This is a genomic window from Limnohabitans sp. TEGF005, assembly GCF_055394835.1.
Genome location: NZ_AP029226.1, coordinates 1,073,011 through 1,089,698, shown reverse-complemented (window position 1 = coordinate 1,089,698; position 16,688 = coordinate 1,073,011). Strand labels below are relative to the sequence as shown.

General features: G+C 57.1%; 16 protein-coding genes. 1 reads left to right on the top strand and 15 read right to left on the bottom strand.

The features are described from left to right. Positions 1-5: 5 nt before the first annotated feature. From ACZ5RG_RS05225 to ACZ5RG_RS05185, 9 genes are all read right to left on the bottom strand, one after another. On the bottom strand, positions 6-1,028 hold the full coding sequence (locus ACZ5RG_RS05225) for an ABC transporter substrate-binding protein (RefSeq protein WP_298596205.1): 1,023 nt from the start codon (positions 1,026-1,028) through the stop codon (positions 6-8). Positions 1,029-1,149: 121 nt separating this feature from the next. After that, positions 1,150-2,010: a substrate-binding periplasmic protein gene (locus ACZ5RG_RS05220; RefSeq protein ID WP_464447961.1), complete on the bottom strand. Its 861-nt coding sequence runs from the start codon at positions 2,008-2,010 to the stop codon at positions 1,150-1,152. Beyond that, on the bottom strand, positions 1,970-2,353 hold the full coding sequence (locus ACZ5RG_RS05215) for a hypothetical protein (protein WP_298596209.1): 384 nt from the start codon (positions 2,351-2,353) through the stop codon (positions 1,970-1,972). The genes ACZ5RG_RS05220 and ACZ5RG_RS05215 overlap by 41 nt, the downstream gene beginning before the upstream one ends. A 20-nt stretch (positions 2,354-2,373) precedes the next feature. Then, positions 2,374-2,763 carry a hypothetical protein gene (locus ACZ5RG_RS05210; RefSeq protein ID WP_298596211.1) on the bottom strand — a complete coding sequence of 130 codons (390 nt, stop codon included), beginning with the start codon at positions 2,761-2,763 and terminating at the stop codon, positions 2,374-2,376. Positions 2,764-2,851: 88 nt separating this feature from the next. Next, on the bottom strand, positions 2,852-4,465 hold the full coding sequence (guaA, locus tag ACZ5RG_RS05205) for a glutamine-hydrolyzing GMP synthase (protein WP_464447960.1): 1,614 nt from the start codon (positions 4,463-4,465) through the stop codon (positions 2,852-2,854). 70 nt (positions 4,466-4,535) lie between these two features. Then, on the bottom strand, positions 4,536-6,005 hold the full coding sequence (guaB, locus tag ACZ5RG_RS05200; RefSeq protein WP_019428804.1) for an IMP dehydrogenase: 1,470 nt from the start codon (positions 6,003-6,005) through the stop codon (positions 4,536-4,538). A gap of 96 nt (positions 6,006-6,101) precedes the next feature. Further along, positions 6,102-7,010, bottom strand: coding sequence for a class I SAM-dependent methyltransferase (locus ACZ5RG_RS05195; RefSeq protein ID WP_464447959.1), 909 nt, complete (start codon positions 7,008-7,010; stop codon positions 6,102-6,104). A gap of 8 nt (positions 7,011-7,018) precedes the next feature. Next, positions 7,019-7,387, bottom strand: coding sequence for an RnfH family protein (locus ACZ5RG_RS05190; RefSeq protein ID WP_298598546.1), 369 nt, complete (start codon positions 7,385-7,387; stop codon positions 7,019-7,021). Then, the gene (locus ACZ5RG_RS05185) at positions 7,380-7,820 is read right to left on the bottom strand and encodes a type II toxin-antitoxin system RatA family toxin (RefSeq protein ID WP_464447958.1); all 441 of its coding nucleotides are present in this window, start codon (positions 7,818-7,820) and stop codon (positions 7,380-7,382) included. The genes ACZ5RG_RS05190 and ACZ5RG_RS05185 overlap by 8 nt, the downstream gene beginning before the upstream one ends. A gap of 94 nt (positions 7,821-7,914) precedes the next feature. On the opposite strand from ACZ5RG_RS05185, the gene smpB reads away from it, so the two are divergent. Further along, positions 7,915-8,409, top strand: coding sequence for an SsrA-binding protein SmpB (gene smpB / locus ACZ5RG_RS05180; protein WP_019428800.1), 495 nt, complete (start codon positions 7,915-7,917; stop codon positions 8,407-8,409). Between the two features lie 97 nt (positions 8,410-8,506). Here smpB and ACZ5RG_RS05175 read toward each other — a convergent pair whose 3' ends face one another. The 6 genes from ACZ5RG_RS05175 to infB are packed head-to-tail and all read right to left on the bottom strand — an operon-like array spanning position 8,507 to position 16,668. Further along, entirely contained in the window at positions 8,507-9,589 is a 1,083-nt protein-coding gene (locus tag ACZ5RG_RS05175; RefSeq protein WP_464447957.1) for an enoyl-CoA hydratase/isomerase family protein, read from the bottom strand. Next, positions 9,582-10,466 carry a DMT family transporter gene (locus tag ACZ5RG_RS05170; protein WP_464447956.1) on the bottom strand — a complete coding sequence of 295 codons (885 nt, stop codon included), beginning with the start codon at positions 10,464-10,466 and terminating at the stop codon, positions 9,582-9,584. The genes ACZ5RG_RS05175 and ACZ5RG_RS05170 overlap by 8 nt, the downstream gene beginning before the upstream one ends. A 13-nt stretch (positions 10,467-10,479) precedes the next feature. Continuing rightward, a complete protein-coding gene (typA, locus tag ACZ5RG_RS05165) occupies positions 10,480-12,297 on the bottom strand; it encodes a translational GTPase TypA (protein WP_298598555.1) in 1,818 nt (605 codons plus the stop codon). A gap of 13 nt (positions 12,298-12,310) precedes the next feature. Next, positions 12,311-13,291: a tRNA pseudouridine(55) synthase TruB gene (truB, locus tag ACZ5RG_RS05160; RefSeq protein ID WP_298598558.1), complete on the bottom strand. Its 981-nt coding sequence runs from the start codon at positions 13,289-13,291 to the stop codon at positions 12,311-12,313. A gap of 2 nt (positions 13,292-13,293) precedes the next feature. Then, a complete protein-coding gene (rbfA, locus tag ACZ5RG_RS05155; RefSeq protein WP_298598561.1) occupies positions 13,294-13,668 on the bottom strand; it encodes a 30S ribosome-binding factor RbfA in 375 nt (124 codons plus the stop codon). Beyond that, complete coding sequence (gene infB / locus ACZ5RG_RS05150) at positions 13,669-16,668, bottom strand: translation initiation factor IF-2 (protein ID WP_464447955.1); 3,000 nt, start codon at positions 16,666-16,668, stop codon at positions 13,669-13,671. It abuts the gene before it with no gap. Positions 16,669-16,688 lie beyond the last annotated feature (20 nt).

Genomic DNA, 16,688 nt, shown 5'->3' with positions numbered 1-16,688 from the left:
CTCACTCAACGCGGCAGACTGTTGACGTCTTTTTCCCAACGCTGAATCAAGCGCTTGCGCTCTGCCGTCTGGCCATATTTGGCGTAGTCGTAGTCGATCATTTTGATTTTGCGGAAGTCCGGCACACGCGGATCGACCTTGGCCGCCTTGTTGGATGGCAACTGAAATTGCAAGGTCGCTGCGGCCAACTCTTGCGCTGCCGGCGTCAAGGCCCACTCGTAAAACTTCTTGGCGGCTTCCAGATTGCGGCTACCGCGCACGATGGACATGGAGCCGATCTCGGCCCCCGTACCATCGGCCGGAGTGATGGTTTCAATGGGAAAACCTTGGGCTTTTTCGCCAGGGCCGTCATGCACAAAGCTGATCGACACGGCCGTCTCGCCACGAGCCACGGCCTTGATGGGGCCAGTGCCCGAGCGGGTGTAGGTGCCGATGTTCTTGTGCAGGCTCTTGAGGTATTCAAAGGCTTTGTCTTCGCCCATGAGTTGAACCAGCGTAGCGATCATGGTGTAAGCCGTGCCGCTTGAGGCCGGGTTGGCCGATTGAATTTCGCCTTTGTATTCGGGTTTAAGCAGATCGCCCCAAGTCTTGGGCACTGGCATTTTTTTCTTAGCCAGCAATTCGGTGTTGTAGCCAAAACCCAAGGGGCCGGAATAAATGCCCACAGTTTTGTAGCCCGATTGCGCAGCCTGCTTTTGAGCCCAGTCGTGCAATTTGGACAATGCGGGCGATTTGTATTCGAGGCTCAGGTTTTGCTCGGCGGCCTGCAAGTGCGGATCACCCGTCCCACCAAACCAGATGTCGGTCTTGGGGTTGGCCTTTTCAGCGGTCAGTTGGGCAATGGCCTCGCCGGAGCCCTTGGCCGTCATGTTGACTTTGATGCCCTGGCTCTTTTCAAAAGTGACGGCGATCATGCTGCACCAAGCCGCTTGGGCCGAGCAGATGATGTTGACTTCACGGTTTTGTGCTTGCACTTGGGCACTGGGCACCAAAACGGCCAACAGAGGGAGTAATTTAAACAGGCTCATTAAGTTTCCTTCGCGAAAAAATCATTGTCCAATGAAACCTTTGGATTGCGAGAGAGTAGAAACACTCAGAAGTCCATGCAGGCGTTGCTAAATGCCTGACACTGCCGACGCGCCAAGCGGTTTATTGACTGGAGGCGTGAGACACCCTGGGCCGGCTGACATCGTAACCAAACCAGCGCATCGAAATCGCTTTGAAGCTTTTGTCATTGACGAGGGTTTGTACACCCAGGGACAAGCGCTGCTCAAGGCCTTTATTGCCTTTTGTAACAGCCATGCCCACACGAAGGGGCGCCGCAAAAGGAACGCCCACCTTGAGCGGCAAATCGCCCTTTTCTATGTGGTACTCGGCAATCAGGTTTTCTTCGAGTACGGCATCGAGTTTGCGGTCAACCAATGCACGAAAAGCGTCCTCAATGCGCTCAAAAGTCTGTACTGAATTACCCAGAGCCCCTCGGGCTTGGGCAGCAATGCCGGTGTTGGCCAGCACACCCAGTTTCTTGCCCAAAAAATCATCAAGGCTCATCAGATCGCGCTCATCGTTTTCGTGCAGCACACTCACCAATTGAATCGTCGCATAAGACTTTACAAAATCAAAATGGCGACGATTTTCTGGTGTAACCAACAGTTGATTTCCAATAAAGTCAATTTCGCCGTTTTGCAGTTTTTTGCGTAAGTTGGTCAAGGTATCGGTCACTGGCACCATCGCGAGGCCTAATGCACCCAGCAATGACCTGACCACCTCCACATCAAAACCCGTCAAACTGCCATCGGTCTGCAAAAAACTATAGGGCTGATAGCGGGAAATAAAACCCACGCGCATGCGTGGTTTGTCCTGCGCCGGGGCATTCAACAACATGCCCGAACAAGCCAGCAGCAAGAACTTTTTCAGCCATTCACGCCTTAGATTGACCGTCCTTTGTGACATTTGAGGCGAACATGAATCAATCATGAAAAGCCCCCTCAAAGCAATGACGGACTTCATGCCCTACATAGTTGTAGCCCGTCACTTCAGGTGTGATGACTGTGCACTCTTTGCGTTTAACGTTCCAGTAAGCACAAGCCATGGGACGTGATGTGGGGCTGATCGGAACCCCTGTAATGCGAGAGCAAAATTCATAGCCGTCCTTGCGGACCAACAGTTTTACTTTGGGTTCATTGAGCATGCGCTGCTCGGGCGGTAAAGGCTCAAAACGCATGCGATCCACCATGGGCGGGCGAAATTTGCGCAACAAAATAGCATCTGGCAGGTCATTGACATCCTGGGTTTGGGCCAGAAGAACAGGCGACATCAAAGCCAATAAGCCACCAAAAAGAACCGTGCTCATCCAACAACCCCGCGAGCAAATCATGCAGGCTCTCCTGCCGTCAAACACAACAAAAATAAACGCCCTACCTGTGAATGAGTCGTGCGGCCTGTGGTCACAATCGTGCAAGTTGCTGGCGCACGAGTCCAGAAAACGCAGCCTTCTTGCCAGACCGCAAAACCGTCGTGGTCTTTGATTTGCTCGCAGTGCACAGGGGCATCCGGCTTGATGAGCCAATGAACCTGAGGCTGCAAGATCTGGTGTTTGTCAACTGCTGGCGGGACGACAACCGAGAAGTCCAACAACAAGTCGCGTGACTGAGCCCACACCAATGAGGATGCAAAACTCAATAGAAAACACGCCAAACGATTCATGCCCAAGCCAAACGGGAAAATGCGTATTTTATTACCAATAAAGTAACGCAAAACCATCACACAACAGTCGCGACAAATGTGTGTGATGCGGTCCTGAACTTGGGCGCAAACAGTTGCGCTTTTTAGCCGCTACAGCCTTGAAACGTCATTCCCACTCGATCGTCGCCGGTGGTTTCGAGGACACGTCGTAGGTCACTCTGTTAATCCCGCGCACCTCGTTGATGATGCGCCCCGACACTTTCTTGAGCAAGGCATAAGGCAGTTCGGCCCAATCAGCGGTCATGAAGTCGCTGGTTTGCACCGCACGCAATGCCACCACGTAGTCATAAGTGCGGCCATCGCCCATCACGCCCACGCTTTTCACGGGCAGGAACACAGTGAAGGCTTGGCTGGTCAAGTCGTACCAGCTCTTGCCGGATTCGTCCGTGAAGTTGCGCAGCTCTTCAATGAAGATGGCGTCGGCACGGCGCAGCAGGTCGGCGTATTCTTTCTTTACTTCACCCAAAATCCGCACGCCCAAGCCAGGGCCTGGAAACGGGTGGCGATAGACCATTTCGCGCGGCAGACCCAAGGCCACGCCGAGTTCACGCACTTCGTCTTTGAACAACTCGCGCAGCGGCTCCAGCAGTTTCAGGCCCAGTTGCTCGGGCAAACCGCCCACGTTGTGGTGGCTCTTGATGGTGACGGCCTTCTTGCTCTTGGCACCGCCGGACTCGATCACGTCGGGGTAAATCGTGCCTTGGGCGAGGAACGTCGCGCCCTTGTGACCACCATCGCCTGCCTTCAATTTCGCAGCCTGCTCTTTGAACACGTCGACAAACAGGCCGCCAATGATCTTGCGCTTGGCTTCAGGTTCGCTCACACCCGTCAGTTTGCCCAAGAACAGGTCACTGGCATCAACGCGAATGACGTGCGCGTGCAATTTGCCGACAAACATGTCCATGACCATGTCGCCTTCGTTCAGGCGCAGCAAGCCGTGGTCCACAAACACACAGGTCAACTTGTCGCCGATGGCGCGGTGGATCAAGGCGGCAGCAACGGATGAATCCACACCACCGGACAAGCCGAGGATGACTTCTTCGTCACCGACTTGCTCGCGGATCTTGGTAACGGCTTCTTCGATGTAGTCGCCCATGATCCAGTCTTGGCGGGCCTTGCAAATGTCGAGCACAAAGCGGTTGAGCAGCGCCTGCCCTTGAACGGTGTGCGTGACTTCGGGGTGGAACTGCACCGCGTAAAAGTGGCGGGACTCATCGGCCATGCCGGCAATCGGGCAAGCCGGTGTCGAGGCCATGACCTTGAAGCCTTCAGGCAATTGGGTGACTTTGTCACCGTGGCTCATCCAGACCTTGAGCATGCCGTGACCTTCAGCCGTGGTGAAGTCTTCAATGCCCTTGAGCAATTCGGTGTGGCCGTGGGCGCGAACTTCGGCGTAGCCAAATTCGCGGGTGTGCCCAGCTTCGACCTTGCCACCCAGCTGCTCGGCCATGGTTTGCATGCCGTAGCAAATGCCCAGCACCGGGATGCCCAGTTCAAACACGGCATCAGGAGCGCGGTCATCGACTTCGTAGACGCTGGCGTGCGAGCCCGACAGGATCACGCCTTTGAGGTTGCCGTCTTTGGCATATTCACGCACCCAGTCGCTGCTCACATCGCAGGGATGCACTTCGCAAAACACATGCGCTTCACGCACGCGGCGGGCGATCAGCTGGGTGACTTGCGAACCGAAGTCGAGGATCAGGATTTTGGAGTGCTGCATGGCAGGCGTCGTTCCTTGAGAAATGAAAAGGCGTCTGGAGTGCAGACGCCTTGGTGGTCAGAGACAGATTTTAATCAGCCCGGTAGTTCGGCGCTTCTTTGGTGATCTGCACGTCATGGACATGGCTTTCGCGGATGCCCGCAGCCGTGATTTCCACAAACTGCGATTCATTGTGCATGGCCTCAATGGTGGCGCAGCCGCAATAGCCCATGCTGGCACGCAAACCGCCTGCCATCTGGTAAATGATGGAGACGACCGAGCCTTTGTAGGGCACGCGGCCTTCAATGCCTTCGGGCACCAGTTTGTCAGCATTGGGGTTGCCAGTGCTGGACTCTTGAAAGTAGCGGTCGGCACTGCCTTGCTGCATGGCACCAATGGAGCCCATGCCGCGGTAGCTCTTGTAGCTGCGGCCCTGGAACAAGACGATTTCGCCAGGTGCCTCTTCGGTGCCGGCAAACATGCCGCCCATCATGACCGTGCCTGCGCCTGCGGCGATGGCTTTGGCGATGTCGCCGCTGTAACGAATACCGCCGTCAGCGATCAGGGGCACGCCCGTGCCTTTGAGGGCCGTGGCCACGCTGTCCACCGCCATGATTTGCGGCACACCCACGCCCGCCACGATGCGGGTGGTGCAGATGGAGCCTGGGCCAATGCCCACTTTCACGCCGTCGGCACCGGCTTCGACCAATGCCAAGGCGGCTGCGCCCGTGGCGATGTTGCCGCCAATGACTTCAATGTGCGGGTAGTTTTGCTTGACCCAACGGACTCGGTCGAGCACGCCTTTGCTGTGGCCGTGCGCGGTGTCCACCACGATGGCGTCCACGCCAGCGCGAGACAGGGCCTCAACGCGCTCTTCGGTGCCCTCGCCCACGCCCACAGCGGCGCCCACGCGCAGCTTGCCTGCGGCATCGCGTGCGGCGTTGGGGAAGTTGAGTTGTTTGGTGATGTCCTTGACGGTGATCAGGCCCTTGAGCTCAAAGGCGTCGTTGATCACCAGAAGGCGTTCCAGCTTGTGTTTGTTGAGCAGGTGTTTGGCTTGCTCGGGGGTCGTGCCTTCGGGCACGGTGATCAAACGCTCACGCGGGGTCATGATTTCGCTGACCTTTTGGTCATAGCGGGTCTCAAAGCGCAAATCACGGCCGGTGACGATGCCGACGACTTGTCGACCATCGCAGACCGGGAAGCCGGACACGCCCAGCTCGTCGCTCAGGGCCATGACCTGGCGCACCGTGGTGTCGGGGGTAATGACGACCGGGTCGCGCAAAACACCCGATTCGTAACGCTTGACCTTGGCCACTTGGGCGGCCTGTTCTTGCGCCGTGAGGTTTTTGTGCACGATGCCAATGCCGCCTTCTTGCGCAATGGCAATGGCCAAACGCGCTTCGGTGACCGTGTCCATGGCGGCAGACACCAGGGGCAGGTTCAGGCGGATGTTGCGGGTGAATTGCGTCGCAAGCGACGTGTCCTTGGGCAGGACTTGGGAGTAGGCGGGGACGAGGAGAACGTCGTCAAAAGTAAGGGCTTTACCGAGTAGGCGCATAAGCTAAGGCTCCAAAAAATGGATTGTACCCGCGCAGACCAAGGGATTTCCCGTGCCAACCCCCTCAAATGGGCGCATGCAAAACGCAAAAAAGGATCAGGCGTTTTGGTAATGCAGCACTTTGAGGGATTTTTCAGGGTCGATGTCGACGAAAGCCACCGGATTGGCCAGCCGCTCGACAAAACGCAAGGCAGGTGCGGCCTCGGCCACTTGGCTGTGCAAAAACCGCGTATCCAACTCGGGTGCATTCAGGCACAGCAGCACATGGCCTTGTGGCTCCAGCAAATCGGGCAAGCGCCGGATCAGCTTGATGTAGTCTTTGGTGGCGATGAAGCTGCCTTTTTGGTAGCTCGGGGGGTCGATCACAATCACACCATAAGGCCCCATCTTGCTGATCTTGCCCCAGGTTTTGAAGACGTCATGCCCCAAAAACCGGGCCTTGGCAGGCAACTCATTCAGGCGGTGGTTTTGCTGCCCCACCGCCAGCGCGGCTTGGCTCATGTCCAGGTTGACGACTTGCGCCGCCCCACCTTGCAACGCCACCACCGAAAACGCACAGGTGTAGGCAAACAGGTTGAGCACGTTTTCATGCTTCGAATGGTTTTTAAGCCACTCGCGGCCATGGGCCATGTCCAGAAAGAGGCCGTGGTTCTGCCCGCGCATCACATGCACCAGGTAACGGGCACCCTGCTCTGTCACCACATGCACCTCGGGCACGCTGCCAGCCATGAGGCGGGTTTCAGTTTGACCTGTGGCACGGCACTGAAAAACCCAGTTGAGTGCTTCACCCGGCGCCAATGTGTCCCAGCGGGCTTGCAACGCACTTTGGCACTGGGCCAATTCATCATCGGTCGCAGGCTTGAAGCTGGTCAGCACCCACACGGGTGCAAACCAGTCCAGCGCCCAATGTTCGCAACCGGGGTACATACCCCCGCGACCATGAAACACCCGGTGCGCATCGGCGGTGTTGTGCATCTGAGAGATGGCGTTCAAAAGGGCTTGCATGGTGAGTTTCAATAACCGGCGGCCGAGCCGCTTTTGCGATTGGCAAACAGGCCAGTGCGCCCCTTACCCTGGCGTTTGAAGCGCTGGCGGCGCGCGACCTTGGGGTCGACTTTGAGGGGGCGGTACAGCTCGATGCGATCGTCGGTTTTCACAACTTCCGTCCAAGACACTTTTTTGCCCCAGATGCCGGGCTGCTGAAACTTGAGAGAGGACAGGGTCGCGGCATCGGCTGAACCCTGACTTTGCAGCCACTGGGCCACGCACAGATCCAGCACAGCCTCAACAGTGCTGCCCACGGGCACCGGCAGGATGATTTCCTGCACATGCCGAGGCGCCAGACTCCAGCAAAGCGTGACCTGAATTGTCGGCTCAGCCATAGACGGCTTCGGCGCGTTTGACAAACGCATCGACCAGGCTAGCTGCAATCTTGTCAAACACAGGGCCCACCAGTGCAGCCAAGGTCTTACTGGAAAAACCGTATTGCAAGTCCAAATCGACCTTGCAGGCCCGCTGCGTGCCATCGCCTACAGGGCTAAACCGCCACATGCCGCTCAGGTTGGAGAACGGGCCTTTGACCAGGCTCATCCCAACCGAGCGCCCTTCTTCGTGCGTGTTGCGGGTGGTAAAGGTTTGTTGGATGCCGGCCAGGCTGATGCCCACTTCGGCCACCATGCCTTGCGCGTCGGTCTCCAGCACGCTGGCGTGGTCACACCAAGGCAAAAACTCGGGGTAACGGGCCACGTCGGTGACGAGGTGAAACATTTCCTCTGGGGCATACCAGATGAGGACGGACTTGTGGATATTCTTCATACAATGCACCGATTGTAGTTTTTCGATCTGCCTGTTTGCTTATCGCCGGGCTGCACACTCTTGCGAACGGCCAGCCCGTCCTTATCTGCTCACCATGGCCACCACCAAAAAGTCTCCCGCTGCCCCCGTTTTTGCCAAGATTGCCGAGAACAAAAAAGCGTCCTTCGACTATTTTTTCGAAGAACGCTACGAGGCAGGCATGGTGCTGGAGGGTTGGGAAGTCAAGGCCATCCGCGAAGGCAAAGTGCAACTGACCGACGGCTATGTGGTCATTCGCAACGGCGAACTGTTCATCATCGGCTGCTTGATCAACCCGCTCAAAACCGCCTCAACCCACATCAGCCCCGAAGCCGCCCGCACGCGCAAACTGCTGCTGAACAAGGAAGAGATCAAGCGACTGATCGGCAAGATCGAACAAAAGGGCTACACCCTGGTGCCGATCAATCTGCACTGGAAGTCGGGCAAAGTGAAGTGCGACATCGCACTGGCCAAGGGCAAGGCTGAGCACGACAAACGCGACACCATCAAGGACCGCGAAGGCAAACGCGAAGTCGAACGTGCCATGAAGAGCCGACACCGCGACCGCTGAGCGTCAGCTCTCAGGGTTCGGTTGGCAGGTCGGCGGCTTCAGACCCGACACAACGGACTCACAAGACAAGTCGGGGCTAAAGCCGCCGACCTACTCGTCACGCCAAATCGCGCAAGGGGTGGTGATCCGAAGGCCAGGGACTCGCAAAGAAACGTGCAGCTTCGGCCGCATCCACCTCTTCGACACGCGCAGGCTTCCAGTTCGGGCTGTGGTCCTTGTCGACTGCCAGCGCCCTAATGCCTTCCACGGTGTCACTGTCGCCGACGGCGCGCAGGTGGAAACAATGGTGCACCATGTCGCGCTCCATGCGCAGGTCGTCGGCCAAACTCATTTGGCGGGCTAGGCGGATTTGCTCCAGCACCACATGCAGCATCAAGGGCGAACGGTGGCGCAAGGCGTGGGCCGTTTTCTGGCTCCACTCGTCAGAGGCAGATTCCAGCTTTTGCAACATCTGCGCAATGCTGGGCAAACCAAACACTTCGTCTATTTGGGGTTGAGGGGTCAGCTTTTCTGGCGTCATGGCGCCGGCTTGGGCCAACACCCAACGCTCCACTGACTCCGCGTTTTCAAAGGGGCTGCTGATCAAAGTTTGCCAGATCGGTTCCAGCATGCCACTGGGCAGCGCGATGTCAGCCAGCTTGGCAGCAACCGCCTGCGTACCCCCCAACATGTGGCCCGTGAGCCCCAGGTATTCGCCCAAACGTCCCGGGCAACGGCTCAGAAAATAGCCACCGCCCACATCCGGAAACAGGCCTATGTGGGTTTCAGGCATGGCCATCTTGGTGCGCTCGGTCACCACGCGCACGCTGGCGCCTTGGCTGATGCCCATGCCACCGCCCATGACAATGCCGTCCATGAAAGCGATGTAAGGCTTGCTGTAGGTGTGAATCAAGTGATTAAGGCGGTACTCTTCTGTGAAAAAGTCGCCCAAAGAAGCATCGCCAGCGTGTGCTGCTTGGTGGAAATATCGAATATCACCACCTGCACAAAAAGCGCCAAAGGGGCCTTCTTTGCCCGTGCCGCGCACCGCGACAGCCAGCACTTGCGGGTCACTCTGCCAGGCCAACAGCGCTTGGGTCAAGGCGCGAACCATCTCCAGCGACAAAGCGTTGAGTGCCTTGGGTCGGTTCAGGGTGATGCAGCCGATACGGCCTTCAATTTGCGCGATGACATCAGACATTGTTTTGTCTCCAGCCTAACCATTCATTGAGAAGCAAGGCACCCAAAACCAGGGCACCTCCCAAGAGCACACTCAACTGGGGTGCCTCATTGGCGCCCCACCAAGCCAGTGCGATGCCAAAAACGATTTCGAGCAAGGCCAGCAAAGCCACTTCCGGCGCTTTGAGCACGCGGGCACAAACCACCGACAAAGCGCAAGGGATAGCCAGCTGGAACAAACCCAGAATGGCCAACAAACCCACATCATGCGCCGAAGCCTGAAACGGCATGGACAAAGGTAGGGTCAGCAATGAGGAAAGGAGTGCGCCCAACAAGACAGAAGGTACGAGGTCCAGATTCTGCCCCTCGCTCTGGCTTTTTTGCACCAGCGTCCACTGCACCGAACCCGCGATGGGCACACACAGAGCCACCATGGAGCCGATCAAGAAATTCGGATCACCCAAGCTGAGTTGTGAACCATACATCCAACCGATTCCAATGCCGGCCAGCACAATGGCCAGCCAGGTTCGTGCGGGCAAACGATGTCCCAAAAACACCCGTGTGATCAGCGCAGTGAGCAAAGGCCCTACCGCCATGGTGATCAGCACGTTGGCCACCGCCGTCAAGGTGAGTGCCACCATGAACGCTGTGAACATGACACTCCAGCACAAACCAGAGAACCAAAAGTAACGGCTGCGCAAAGGCAGCCGTGTCCAGACACTTCGGCCCTGCCATAAGGGCAGGATGATCAGCAATGAAACGACAGTGAAGAAGCTCCGCCAGAAGGTAACTTCAAAGCTGCGGGCTTGCTCCAGGTGTCTTGTCACCACGCCGGCCATGGACCACAGGGCGGTCACGCCCACCATGGTCCAAACGGCCAAACCGTGCGTCAAACGCATGATCGTCAGCCGATCACTTGTTGCGCTTGCGGTCGCTTTCCTTCAGGAAACGCTTGCGCAGACGCACGCTCTTGGGCGTGATTTCGACCAATTCGTCGTCCTCGATGAACTCGACGCCGTATTCCAGAGTCAGGTCAATGGGGGGCGTGATCTTGATCGCGTCTTCTTTGCCGGACACACGGAAGTTGGTCAGCTGCTTGGTGCGTGTAGCGTTGACGACCAAGTCGTTGTCACGGCTGTGGATACCCACAATCATGCCTTCGTACACCGGATCGTTCGCCTTGACGAACATGCGACCCCGGTCGTCCAGCTTGCCCAGGGCGTAGGTGAAAATTTCACCGTCGTCCATAGAGATCAACACACCGTTCTTACGGCCACCGATATCACCCTTGTGGGCTTCGTAGCTGTCGAAGATGTTGGAGATCAGGCCGGAACCACGGGTCAAGTTCAGGAATTCGTTGGTGAAACCAATCAGGCCACGTGCTGGAATGCGGTATTCCAGACGGACACGACCACGGCCATCGGGTTCCATGTTGACCAACTCGCCCTTGCGCTCGCCCAAAGCTTGCATCACGCCGCCCTGGTGTGTTTCTTCGATGTCGGCAGTCACCAACTCGATAGGCTCATGACGCTCGCCGTTGACATCACGGAACACCACGCGTGGCTTGGAGACAGCCATTTCGTAGCCTTCGCGGCGCATGTTTTCGAGCAAGATGGTCAGGTGCAATTCACCACGGCCCATGACTTCAAAGATACCTTCTTCGTCGGTTTCTTTGACACGCAATGCGACGTTGTGTTGCAACTCTTTTTGCAAACGGTCCCAGATTTGACGGCTGGTGACGAACTTGCCTTCACGGCCCGCCAAGGGGCTGGTGTTCACGCAGAAGTTCATGGTCAGTGTGGGCTCGTCCACCTTCAGCATCGGCAGCGGTGCAGGGTTGGCTGAGTCGGTCACGGTCACGCCGATGTTCAGTTCGGCAATGCCGTTGATCAACACGATGTCGCCAGGACCGGCTTCGGTCACTTGCACACGGTCAAGACCTTGGAACTTCAGCACTTGGTTGACGCGGCCTTTGATGGCTTTGCCGTCCGGGCCTTCCATGACGACCACGTCCATTTGTGGCTTGATGGTGCCTTGGCTGATGCGGCCCACACCGATGCGACCGACAAAAGTCGAGAAGTCGAGCGCGGAAATTTGCAATTGCAAAGGTGCCGCTGGATCGCCTTTTTGTGCTGGCACATGCTTGAGCACGGTGTTGAACAGGGCCGACATGTCGGGGCCCCACTGCTCGCCAGGAGCGCCTTCTTCGAGCGATGTCCAGCCGTTGATACCCGAGGCATACACCACGGGGAAGTCCAGCTGTTCGTCGTTCGCACCGAGTTTGTCAAACAAGTCAAAAGCGGCATTAACCACTTTGTCCGGGTTTGCACCGGGCTTGTCGACCTTGTTCACCACAACGATTGGCTTGAGACCCAGGGCCAAGGCCTTCTTGGTCACAAAACGGGTTTGTGGCATAGGGCCTTCTTGCGCATCGATCAACAAGACAACGCCGTCGACCATGGACAAGGCGCGCTCGACTTCACCACCGAAGTCGGCGTGACCGGGGGTGTCGACGATGTTGATGTGGGTGCCTTCCCAGCTCACGGCGCAGTTTTTGGCCAAAATGGTGATGCCGCGCTCACGTTCAATGGCGTTGTTGTCCATCACGGTGTCCACGATTTTTTCGTGGTCAGCGAATGTGCCCGATTGGCGCAGCAGCTGGTCAACCATGGTGGTTTTGCCATGGTCAACGTGAGCGATGATGGCGATGTTGCGGATTTGCTTGGTCATGCTTTCTCTTCCTTTAAACCTGCTCGGCCAGCAACGGCTCGGTGGCAGGTGATTTTTCCAAAATCTGTTGAATTTCGATCGGGCTCAACAATCGACCCGGAACCAATTCGCCGCCATGCACAACAGCTGTTCCCAGCAAGGCACGAGGATGTTCTCCATACACCACGACTTGATCACAATCAACCCAAGGGCCGCGTCTGCGCACCCCATTCAAAAAACGACCAGTGCTGTCGCTGTCCAGGCTCACTTCTGTGTAGCCTGGCAACAAAACATCAACTGGCAGCAAAGCACCCAGGCGCTTGGCTTCATCCATCGCTTCCAGATCCTGCAGCGTCACGCACTGTGATGCCACAAAAGGACCGGTGACCACACGGCGCAATGCGCTCAAGTGGCCGCCACAACCCAAGGCCTCGGCGATGTCTTCGCCCAGAGTCCTGATGTAAGTTCCTTTGCTGCAACGCACACGCAAGCGCAAAAAAGGCACATCGCCTTGCAGTTGCATGTCCAGCAAATCCAGATCATGTATCACCACGTTGCGCGCTTCGCGCTCAACGGTTTCGCCCTTGCGGGCATATTCGTACAAGGCCTTGCCGTCCTTTTTCAAGGCACTGTGCATCGGCGGAACTTGGCTGATCGGTCCCATGAACCGGTCCAGCACCTCCACCACTTGGCCTGGGGTGCAACGCACCTCACGCACTTCAATCACGTCACCCTCAGCGTCGGCTGTGCTGGTTTTCAGCCCCAGACGCACTGTGGTCTCGTAAGTCTTGTCTGCATCCAGATGCTGCTGACTGAATTTGGTTGCCGCACCAAAACACAAGGGCAACACACCACTGGCCAACGGGTCCAGCGTCCCCGTGTGCCCTGCTTTCTCGGCCCGCAGCAACCACTTGGCTTTTTGCAAAGCCTGGTTGCTGGAAAGACCCAGCGGTTTATCAAGCAACAGCACCCCGTGCACAGGGCGCCGCTGCACCCTGGTGCGTGGCGCGTTCATGCTCAGTCCTCTTGGGCGCGAGACGACACCGCTTTGGCGATCAGCGCATTCATATCGGACGCACGCTCTGTCGTACGGTCAAACAAGAAATGCAATGTCGGCACCGTGTGGATATGCAAACGCTTGAACAGGCCATTGCGCAGAAAACCCGCAGCCGCATTCAATCCTTCAGTGGCTTCTTCGGGATTGCCCGTCAAGACACTGAAATAGACCTTGGCGTGCGCGTAATCGGGCGTCACCTCAATCGCATTGATCGTGATCATGCCCACACGCGGGTCTTTCAACTCGCGTGCGATCAACTCGGCCAGATCGCGCTGGATCTGGTCGGCCACGCGGAAACCGCGATTGGGAACGGACGATTGCTTCTTGCGCGCCATTTACAGCGTTCTCGCAATTTCCTTGACGTCGAAGAATTCGAGGTAATCGCCTTCTTTGATGTCGTTGTAGTTCTTGAGCTTGATACCGCACTCGAAGCCTTCTTTGACTTCGCGCACGTCGTCCTTGAGTCGCTTGAGCGAATCGAGCTCGCCGGTATAGATGACCACGTTGTCGCGCAGCAGACGGAACTTGGCGCTGCGGGTGACTTGACCCGAAGTGACCATACAACCTGCAACCGTACCGATCTTGGAGGCCACGAACACAGTGCGAATCTCGGCCATACCCATGATTTCTTCGCGTTGCTCTGGTGCCAACATGCCCGACATGGCCGCCTTGAGCTCGTCCACAGCGTCATAAATGATGTTGTAGTAATGCAAATCAACGCCATTGCCTTCGGCCAACTTGCGCGCACCGGCATCGGCACGCACGTTGAAACCGATCACGATCGCTTTGGAAGCAATCGCCAAGTTGATGTCAGATTCGCTGATACCGCCCACGCCGGAGTAGACCAACTGCACTTTGACTTCTTCGGTCGACAGCTTGAGCAAGGATGCACCCAGGGCTTCTTGCGAACCCTGCACGTCGGCCTTGATGATGATCGGCAGCATCTTGACTTCGCCCGCGGACATGTCTGTGAACATGTTTTCGAGCTTGGCAGCTTGTTGCTTGGCCAGCTTGGTGTTGCGGAATTTACCGGCTCGGTAAGTCGCGATTTCGCGGGCACGGCGCTCGTCGCCCATGACCATGAACTCGTCACCGGCTTGCGGCACCTCGGTCAGACCTTGAATTTCGACTGGAATCGATGGGCCTGCCGACTTGATGGCGGCACCATTTTCGTCCAGCATGGCACGCACGCGGCCAAAGGTCTGGCCTGCCAACACCACATCGCCGGTGTTCAAAGTACCGGACTGCACAAGAATAGTAGCCACAGGACCACGACCTTTGTCCAGACGAGCCTCGATGACCAGACCCTTGGCAGCGGCTTGCACCGGCGCCTTGAGTTCCAGCACTTCAGCTTGCAGAAGCACTTGCTCCAACAAGGCATCGATGCCCATGCCGGTTTTGGCAGACACAGAGACGAAAGGAGAGTCGCCACCGAATTCTTCGGGCACCACTTCTTCGGCGATCAATTCGCTGCGAACACGCTCAATGTTGGCATCGGGCTTGTCCATCTTGTTGATGGCGACCACGATCGGCACACCGGCTGCTTTGGCGTGCTTGATGGCTTCTTTGGTCTGCGGCATCACACCGTCGTCACCGGCCACCACGAGGATGACGATGTCGGTAGCTTGTGCGCCACGGGCACGCATGGCCGTGAAAGCCTCGTGACCGGGGGTGTCCAGGAAAGAAATCATGCCGCGAGGCGTTTCGACGTGGTATGCACCAATGTGCTGGGTAATGCCACCGGCTTCGCCCGAAGCCACTTTGGCTCGGCGAATGTAGTCCAACAACGATGTTTTACCGTGGTCAACGTGGCCCATGACGGTGACCACAGGGGCACGCGGCAAAGACTCGGCGTTTTGTTCTGAAACTTCGTCGTCGGTGAAAGCTTCTGGATCGTCCAGCGCAGCAATCACGGCCTTGTGACCCATTTCTTCCACCACGATCATGGCGGTGTCTTGGTCCAACGGCTGGTTCATCGTGGCCATCTGGCCGAGCTTCATCAAGTGCTTGATGACTTCGGAAGCCTTGATGGCCATTTTGTGGGCCAATTCGGCCACAGTGATGGTTTCTGGCACGTGCACTTCGAGCACACGCACTTCTGCGGGGGCCTGTTGTGTGTGTGAATCATCGCGATCGCGCTCATTGCCACGGCGACCGCGTGGCCCGCCGCGCCAGTTGTTGCGTCCCACACCACCGCTGCTGTCGCCGCGGGTTGGAATGGCTTTCTTTTTGGCTGGATCACCCGCCCAGCTGGATGAAAGCTTGGCAGATTTGACTTCTTTGTTGCCTGCCGGACCCGCAGGTGCGGCGGCTTGCGCAGCGGCGGCACGTGCACCGGGTGCAGGTGTGCCTGCTGGTTTGTGCAAAGTGCCTTTGACAGCCGCTTTGGGCTCAACCTTGGGCTCTTCTTTTTTAGCAACCAATACCTTTTTAGGGGCATTCATCATGTTGCGAATAGCCTCGGCTTCGGCCAATGCCTTGCGACGACGCGAGTCAAGATCGGCAGCTCGGGCGGTGTCTTCGTCGGCTTTGGCCTTCGAGTCAGCTGCCGCTTTTTGCGCTGCAGCTTCGCGTGCTTCCTGATCGACTTTGGCTTTGGCAACAGCCGCTTCTGCAACTTGCGCGGCTTTGGCAGCGGCAACATTTTCGGCAGAAATAACAGGTGCTGTTGGCGCAGCAGGTGCAGTTTTCGCTTGCGATGCCGCATTGATGCTGGCGGCTTCAGCGCGGGCCAATTGCTCACGCTCTTCGCGGCTCAATTGAGGCTTGGCCGGAACGGCCTGACCTGCAGCCAATGCAGCCGCTTCAGCCAAGGACTGTGCCTCAGCACGGGCTTTAGCCTCTTGTGCTGCCAACTCAGAGCGTTGTTGAGCTTCTTGTTCTTCGCGCACACGGCGCTTTTCAACCAATTCTTCTTCCTGGCGGCGAATCAGTTCGGCCTGACGGCGTGCTTCTTCTTCGCGGCGAGCCAGATCGGCATGGTCGATCACGGGCTCTTGCGGCTCTTCGGCTTGCGCCTCTTGCACCGGCTCGTCATCGCGTTTGATCAGGGTGCGTTTTTTCCGCACTTCCACCTGGATCGTGCGGGCTTTGCCAGAAGCGTCGGCCTGCTTGATCTCGCTGGTGGACTTTTTCACCAAGGTGATTTTTTTGCGGTCACCGGCCACGGTGCCGTGACTCGCTTGCAGGTAACTGAGCAATTTTTGTTTGTCAGCATCGTTCAGCGTATCGCTGTCCGAAGCTTTGGCAACACCGGCTGATCGCAATTGATCAAGCAGGACGTCGGCAGATTTTTTGAGTTCGTTTGCGAACTCGGCAACAGTGGTACTGGACATATTGTGTTCAAGCCTCCATA